Genomic DNA, 6,557 nt, shown 5'->3' with positions numbered 1-6,557 from the left:
GAATATGTTATAGACAACAATTAATTTAATCTAAAAGGTATATTAAATTAGGGTTAATAAATCCATGCTAATAATTATATTGATGTGTTAATTATGTGGAGGGTGGCGTCAATGGTTGGTAACTTAATGATTAAATTGAATGGATGAAATCATGTCTTTAATTTAAAATTATTTAATTCGATTCTGAAGCATTCGGGAGAATATGTCTATAGGGAACGAATAGAGTAAAATATTTTTTTGTAAAATTGTTTGTTTTGTAATCAGTGGCTGAAATATTTCTCGGCAATGACCTAATCCTGTTATGACTGTGTGTAGGATGCGCCGAACGCAGAACGAGCGGTTCTGTGCCGTAAAGGTCCGGACGGGCTGTGAATTATTCACCTCGCCTGATACCCTTATATTAAAAATCAGGAGCGCAAATGTATTTGATCAACGGTAAAGCCTCTGACCTCTTACCCGTCGCCGACCGTGGGCTACAGTTTGGCGATGGCTGTTTTACAACGGCGCGGGTGAGGGAAGGGCGCATCGCTTTGCTGGCCGCACATCTCGCGCGGCTACAGCAGGCCTGCGCTCGGCTGGCAATTCCGTTCGACGCGTGGGAGATGCTTGATGAAGAGATGCGGCGCATGGCGTTGCCGCATGCGGACGGGGTGCTGAAGGTGACGATCACCCGCGGCGCGGGTGGTCGCGGCTATAGCTCGGCAGACTGCCAGCAGCCGACACGAATTCTCAGCATTTCTGCCGCTCCTGCCCACTATGCCCGCTGGAAGGAGACAGGGGCGACGCTGGCGTTGAGCCCGGTTCCGCTCGGGCGTAATCCTTACCTGGCCGGGCTTAAACACCTCAATCGCCTTGAACAGGTGCTGATTCGTTCTCATCTTGAGCAGACAAACGCCGATGAGGCCCTTGTCCTTGACAGCGACGGGTGGCTTACGGAATGCTGTGCCGCCAATCTGTTCTGGCGCTGCGGCCGCGATGTGTATACGCCGCGCCTCGATCAGGCGGGGGTGAACGGTATTATGCGGCAATTTATTATCGCCCAACTGGCACCGACGGCCTATCGCGTGGTCGAAGTGAATGCGCCTCTGTCGGCGCTGGAACAGGCGGATGAAGTGCTGATATGCAACGCGCTGATGCCGGTAGTCCCTGTTCAACGCTATGCGGATTTGCACTGGTCAGCCCGCGAGCTTTACCAATTTTTAGCCCCAATTTGTGAGTCGTCTGATTAGCATGATGAAACTGTTACGCTTTGTTCTGTTGGTATTGATTGGTCTCGGCATTGCCGCTGGCGTCGGTATGTGGAAGGTGCGTCAGATGGCGGATAGCGCGCTGCTGATTAAAGAAGATACTGTCTTTACGCTGAAAGCGGGGACCGGTCGCCTGGCGCTGGGCGACCAGCTGTATGCCGACAAGGTGATAAACCGTCCGCGCGTTTTCCAGTGGCTGCTGCGCCTGGAGCCAGAACTCTCGCATTTTAAGGCCGGTACCTATCGCTTTACCCCACAGATGACCGTCCGTGAGATGCTGCAACTGCTGGCAAGCGGCAAAGAAGCCCAGTTCCCGCTGCGCTTCGTGGAAGGGATGCGCCTGAGCGATTACCTGAAGCAGCTGCGTGAGGCGCCTTATATCAAACACACGCTCAGCGATGACAGCTACGCCACCGTCGCGAAAGCGTTGGCGCTGGATAATCCTGAGTGGATTGAAGGCTGGTTCTGGCCGGATACCTGGATGTATACCGCCAATACCACCGACGTGGCCATCCTCAAACGCGCGCATCAGAAGATGGTGACCCAGGTTGATAAAGTCTGGGAAGGCCGCATGGACAACCTGCCGTATCAGGATAAAAACCAGCTGGTGACCATGGCGTCGATTATTGAAAAAGAGACGGCGGTGCCGGAGGAGCGCGATCGCGTGGCGTCGGTGTTTATCAATCGATTACGCCTCGGCATGCGCCTGCAGACGGACCCAACGGTCATCTACGGGATGGGGGAGAGCTACGACGGCAAGATTTCGCGTAAGGATCTTGAGACCCCAACCGCGTATAATACCTACACCATTTCCGGTCTGCCGCCGGGCGCGATTGCCAGCCCGGGCGAAGCGTCGCTGAATGCGGCCGCGCATCCGGCTAAAACGCCATATCTGTATTTTGTGGCCGATGGTAAAGGCGGGCATACGTTTAATACCAATCTTGCAGACCATAACCGGTCGGTGCAGGGTTACCTGAAAGTGCTAAAGGATAAAAATGCGCAGTAATTACATCGTCATTGAAGGACTGGAAGGGGCGGGCAAAACCACCGCGCGGGATGTGGTTGTGGAAACACTGCGCGACCTCGGCGTGAACGACCTGCTGTTTACCCGCGAGCCGGGCGGCACCGTGCTGGCGGAAAAGCTGCGCAGCCTGGTGCTGGACATTAAATCGGTCGGCGACGAAGTGATTACCGATAAAGCGGAAGTGCTGATGTTCTACGCCGCCCGCGTGCAGCTGGTTGAAACGGTGATCAAACCGGCGCTGGCAAGCGGGCAGTGGGTGATTGGCGATCGTCATGACCTTTCCACCCAGGCCTACCAGGGCGGCGGCCGCGGTATCGATCGCACGATGCTGGCGACCCTGCGCGACGCGGTGCTGGGGGATTTTCGCCCGAATCTGACCATTTATCTCGACGTGACGCCGGAAGTGGGCCTCAAGCGCGCCCGCGCTCGTGGCGATCTCGATCGCATCGAGCAAGAGTCGCTGAACTTCTTTAACCGCACCCGCGCGCGCTATCTTGAACTGGCGGCGGCGGATGACAGCATTATCACCGTTGACGCGACCCAACCGCTGGAGAAAGTGATGAGCGATATTCGCGCCGCGGTCACCGGGTGGGTAGCGGAGCAGCAGGCATGAAATGGTATCCGTGGTTACGCCCGCCGTTTGAACAGCTCGTCACGAGCTATCAGGCCGGACGTGGTCACCATGCGCTGCTGGTTCAGGCGCGCAGCGGAATGGGGGCTGACTCGCTGGTCTACGCCATCACCCGTTTTCTGATGTGCCAGAACCCGGACGGCCATAAAAGCTGCGGCCAGTGCCATAGCTGTCAGCTGATGCAGGCGGGAACGCACCCTGACTACTACGCGCTGCAGCCCGAGAAGGGCAAAAGTACGTTAGGCATCGACGCGGTACGTGAGGTGAGCGAAAAGCTGTACGAGCATTCTCGCCTGGGCGGGGCAAAGGTGGTGTGGATAGCGGATGCTACGCTGCTGACCGAAGCTGCCGCCAACGCGCTTCTGAAAACGCTGGAAGAACCGCCGAAAAATACCTGGTTTTTCCTTGCTTGTCAGGAGCCTGCGCGGCTGCTGGCAACGCTGCGTAGCCGCTGTCGTTTTTTCCATCTGGCGCCGCCGAGCGAACAGTACGCGCTGGCGTGGCTGGAGAGAGAAAACAGCGCCTCGCGCGATGCGCTGCTGACGGCGTTGCGTTTGTCCGATCATGCGCCCGCCGCGGCGCTGGAGCTGTTGGCCCCAGAGACCTGGGCCACGCGCGAAAAATTTTGTCAGGCGCTGGGCGTGACGCTCAACAGCGGCGACTGGCTGGCGTTTTTGCCCTCGCTGAACCATGATTCAGTCGTGCAGCGTTTACACTGGCTGTCGTCATTACTGCTCGATGCCCTCAAATATCAGCAGCGCATTACGCGGCTGACCAATGCCGATAGCCTGCCGCTGGTCGCCCAGCTGGCGCAAACGCTGTCCGCCGCGCGCCTGCAGGCGATTGTCGCCGATGCTTGCGCCTGTCGTGAACAGCTGCAAAGCGTCACGGGGCTGAACCGCGAACTTATTCTCACCGAGCGCCTTCTGCGCTGGGAACAATATCTGCAACCTGGTGCGGTGCTGCCGGTATCCCACCTCTAAGAGAGACATTATGTTTTTAGTCGACTCGCACTGCCATCTCGATGGCCTTGATTATCAATCCCTGCATAAAGACGTGGATGACGTGATGGCGAAAGCCGCCGCGCGTGACGTCCGTTTTGCCCTGGCGGTGGCGACGACGCTGCCTGGCTATCATCGTATGCGTGAGCTGGTGGGCAATCGCCCGGAAGTGGTCTTCTCCTGCGGTGTGCATCCGCTCAATCAGGATGAACCGTACGATGTTGAAGAGCTGCGCCGTCTGGCGGCAGAAGAGGGCGTGGTGGCGATGGGCGAAACCGGCCTTGATTACTTCTATACGCCGGAAACCAAACCGCAGCAGCAGCTGTCGTTCCGCCACCATATTCAGATAGGCCGTGAGCTGAATAAGCCGGTAATCGTCCATACCCGCGATGCCCGCGCTGATACGCTGGCAATCCTGCGGGAAGAAAAAGTGACGGATTGCGGCGGTGTACTACACTGTTTCACTGAAGACGTGGAGACGGCAGGAAAGCTGTTGGATATGGGTTTCTATATCTCGTTTTCCGGGATTGTGACCTTCCGTAACGCGGAGCAACTGCGCGAAGCCGCACGCTATGTCCCGCTGGACAGGCTGCTGGTTGAGACCGATTCGCCTTATCTGGCGCCGGTGCCGCATCGCGGTAAAGAGAACCAGCCGGCGATGGTGCGTGACGTCGCTGAATACATGGCGGTACTGAAAGGCGTTAGCGTTGAACAGCTGGCGCAGCAGACCACCGAGAACTTCTCGACGCTCTTCCATATTGATCCCGCCCGTCTGCAATCCGCCTGATTTCAGAGCTTATTTTAATGCTCGTAATTAATGGTTAAAGCGAGTACAGTTCACCGCCGTAAAAGTGGCGGTGAATGTTAATCTTGCAACATGCGGACATGTTTTATGTAAAGATTATTCAGTTTTTGCGCCATAGCTCTTTGAAACGTGATAGCCGTCAAACAAAATCACAGGGAATTATTTTACTCTGTGTAATAAATAAAAAGGGCACTTAGATGTCCTGTCCCTGGTGAGTTCCTCCCCTCTCACCGATGCGTGAAAACGTAGATAAAAGTACAAAAAACTCAGGAGCACTCCTTATTATGTTTAAGAATGCATTTGCTAACCTGCAGAAGGTCGGTAAATCGCTGATGCTGCCGGTTTCCGTACTGCCTATCGCAGGTATCCTGCTGGGCGTCGGTTCCGCAAACTTCAGCTGGCTGCCAGCCGTCGTTTCTCATGTTATGGCAGAAGCAGGCGGTTCTGTTTTTGCTAACATGCCGCTTATCTTCGCTATCGGTGTGGCGTTAGGCTTCACCAATAACGATGGCGTATCCGCACTGGCCTCAGTCGTCGCTTATGGCATCATGGTGAAAACCATGGCTGTGGTTGCGCCGCTGGTACTGCACTTACCGGCTGAAGAAATTGCTGCTAAACACCTGGCTGATACCGGTGTTCTCGGCGGTATCATCTCCGGTGCCATCGCTGCGTACATGTTCAACCGCTTCTACCGCATCAAGCTGCCAGAATACCTGGGCTTCTTCGCGGGCAAGCGCTTTGTACCGATTATCTCCGGTCTGGCCGCTATCTTCACTGGCGTGATCCTGTCCTTCATCTGGCCGCCAATCGGTACTGCTATCCAGACCTTCTCTCAGTGGGCTGCTTACCAGAACCCGGTTGTCGCGTTCGGTATCTACGGCTTCATCGAGCGTTGCCTGGTGCCGTTCGGTCTGCACCATATCTGGAACGTTCCTTTCCAGATGCAGATTGGCGAATACACCAACGCAGCAGGTCAGGTCTTCCACGGCGATATCCCGCGTTACATGGCGGGCGACCCGACTGCGGGCAAACTGTCCGGTGGCTTCCTGTTCAAAATGTACGGTCTGCCGGCAGCCGCTATCGCTATCTGGCACTCTGCTAAACCAGAAAACCGCGCCAAAGTGGGCGGTATCATGATCTCCGCAGCGCTGACCTCGTTCCTGACCGGTATCACCGAGCCGATCGAGTTCTCCTTCATGTTCGTTGCGCCGATCCTGTACGTTATCCACGCGATTCTGGCTGGCCTGGCGTTCCCGATCTGTATCCTGCTGGGTATGCGTGACGGTACTTCCTTCTCTCACGGTCTGATCGACTTTATCGTTCTGTCCGGTAACAGCAGCAAGCTGTGGCTGTTCCCGATTGTCGGTATCTGCTATGCGATCGTGTACTACGTTATCTTCCGCGTGCTGATTAAAGCACTGGATCTGAAAACGCCGGGTCGTGAAGACACCACTGAAGAATCCAAAGCGGGCGCAACCAGTGAAATGGCTCCGGCGCTGATTGCAGCCTTCGGCGGTAAAGAAAACATCACCAACCTCGACGCTTGTATCACCCGTCTGCGCGTGAGCGTAGCCGACGTCGCCAAAGTGGATCAGGCTGGCCTGAAGAAACTGGGCGCTGCGGGTGTGGTTGTCGCAGGTTCCGGTGTTCAGGCGATTTTCGGGACCAAATCCGATAACCTGAAAACCGAGATGGACGACTATATTCGCAATAACTAAGTTATTTCGAAGTCGAAAATTTGGGGAGACTAAGGCAGCCGAATGGCTGCCTTTTTTACGTCTGACGGATGGGGACTGGTCCCGGCGGCGCTTCGCCTGGACGGGCTACCTGGAACCTGTAGCTCAGGCGC

The 6,557-nt window shown here is 55.7% G+C and carries 6 protein-coding genes; all 6 read left to right on the top strand.

Annotated features, from left to right (window positions below; all coding sequences use genetic code 11):
- Nucleotides 1–419 precede the first annotated feature (419 nt).
- Nucleotides 420–1,229: an aminodeoxychorismate lyase gene (pabC, locus tag ACW14G_RS13400; protein WP_167576185.1), complete on the top strand. Its 810-nt coding sequence runs from the start codon at nucleotides 420–422 to the stop codon at nucleotides 1,227–1,229.
- Nucleotide 1,230: 1 nt separating this feature from the next.
- On the top strand, nucleotides 1,231–2,253 hold the full coding sequence (yceG, locus tag ACW14G_RS13395) for a cell division protein YceG (protein WP_249022001.1): 1,023 nt from the start codon (nucleotides 1,231–1,233) through the stop codon (nucleotides 2,251–2,253).
- Nucleotides 2,243–2,884 (top strand): dTMP kinase, encoded by a 642-nt coding sequence (tmk, locus tag ACW14G_RS13390; RefSeq protein ID WP_167576184.1) that lies wholly within the window; start codon nucleotides 2,243–2,245, stop codon nucleotides 2,882–2,884. The genes yceG and tmk overlap by 11 nt, the downstream gene beginning before the upstream one ends.
- Complete coding sequence (gene holB / locus ACW14G_RS13385; protein WP_167576183.1) at nucleotides 2,881–3,885, top strand: DNA polymerase III subunit delta'; 1,005 nt, start codon at nucleotides 2,881–2,883, stop codon at nucleotides 3,883–3,885. The genes tmk and holB overlap by 4 nt, the downstream gene beginning before the upstream one ends.
- A 10-nt stretch (nucleotides 3,886–3,895) precedes the next feature.
- Nucleotides 3,896–4,690, top strand: coding sequence for a metal-dependent hydrolase (locus ACW14G_RS13380; RefSeq protein WP_065356304.1), 795 nt, complete (start codon nucleotides 3,896–3,898; stop codon nucleotides 4,688–4,690).
- Between the two features lie 302 nt (nucleotides 4,691–4,992).
- A complete protein-coding gene (ptsG, locus tag ACW14G_RS13375) occupies nucleotides 4,993–6,426 on the top strand; it encodes a PTS glucose transporter subunit IIBC (RefSeq protein WP_064549167.1) in 1,434 nt (477 codons plus the stop codon).
- Nucleotides 6,427–6,557: the final 131 nt, after the last annotated feature.

It is taken from the genome of Kluyvera sp., from assembly GCF_965301105.1.
This window is presented reverse-complemented; position numbering and strand designations above follow the sequence as displayed.

What these genes read in the sequence shown, in the direction of transcription:
- ptsG (WP_064549167.1), top strand. Translation starts at nt 4,993, where the DNA reads ATGTTTAAGAATGCATTTGCTAACCTGCAGAAGGTCGGTAAATCGCTG.
- holB (WP_167576183.1), top strand. Translation starts at nt 2,881, where the DNA reads ATGAAATGGTATCCGTGGTTACGCCCGCCGTTTGAACAGCTCGTCACG.
- tmk (WP_167576184.1), top strand. Translation starts at nt 2,243, where the DNA reads ATGCGCAGTAATTACATCGTCATTGAAGGACTGGAAGGGGCGGGCAAA.
- yceG (WP_249022001.1), top strand. Translation starts at nt 1,231, where the DNA reads ATGATGAAACTGTTACGCTTTGTTCTGTTGGTATTGATTGGTCTCGGC.
- pabC (WP_167576185.1), top strand. Translation starts at nt 420, where the DNA reads ATGTATTTGATCAACGGTAAAGCCTCTGACCTCTTACCCGTCGCCGAC.
- ACW14G_RS13380 (WP_065356304.1), top strand. Translation starts at nt 3,896, where the DNA reads ATGTTTTTAGTCGACTCGCACTGCCATCTCGATGGCCTTGATTATCAA.